The 731-nt window shown below is 22.7% G+C and carries 1 protein-coding gene; it reads right to left on the bottom strand.

Features of this window, described 5'->3' with window-relative positions; translation table 11 throughout:
• Positions 1-731, bottom strand: a 731-nt coding sequence (locus G3997_RS03965) for a DUF5808 domain-containing protein (protein ID WP_296648456.1), incomplete at both ends; no start/stop codon positions are given.

Here is a 731-nt window from a genome sequence, read left to right as displayed (position 1 = left end):
AATAATTATCCAAGTTAGTARCTTACCTASTGGTGTTGCCATGTTTATACTCCAACCTACTCCTAATCTTTTTTCTACCATAAAAGATGGGTCTTCTTTGTTATAATAAATAAATCCGTACATCCACTTTTCATCATCATTTTCAATCTGATATATATCTATATCTTTTGATTTTAAAGATGATAACATTATATAAAAGTAAATTAATGCTACTGAAATAAATATAGGTATTATACATCCTATAATTGTAATACTTATAGGTATGTTTTTTTGATTAACCATAAATACTGGTATTGTCGTAGTCATTAACTGTATGCTAAGTGTAAGAAATAAAAATGAATATCCAATTCCATTTAAATATTTTTTTACTTTTTTTACTTTTTCTTTACTATTATCAATGTATAACCTTGCTTTTAAACTTTCTATTGATATATAAGTTAAAAATATTACCATAGATAAATCAATAAAATTGGTTAAAAATACGCTTTTTATAGATTTTTCAGAAAATCCATCTGGTATTCCATCTGCACCCCAATGAGTTATTATTATATCTGGCATTGAATTATAATTTACAGCTACATATAAAATTGATARTATTGAAAGTCCTATACATATACTAAATAATAACTTAAACTTTTTAGTTAATTGATTTTGAACTAAAATTACTTCTTTATATTCATATTCATAATTCATCTTATTATTTATTTTAGGTATCTCTATATTATTTTCTT

It is taken from the genome of Romboutsia sp. 13368 (assembly GCF_018336475.1).
Classification (GTDB): domain Bacteria; phylum Bacillota; class Clostridia; order Peptostreptococcales; family Peptostreptococcaceae; genus Romboutsia.
The sequence above is the reverse complement of the archived record's forward strand: the minus strand, read 5'-3'. Positions and strand labels throughout refer to the sequence as shown.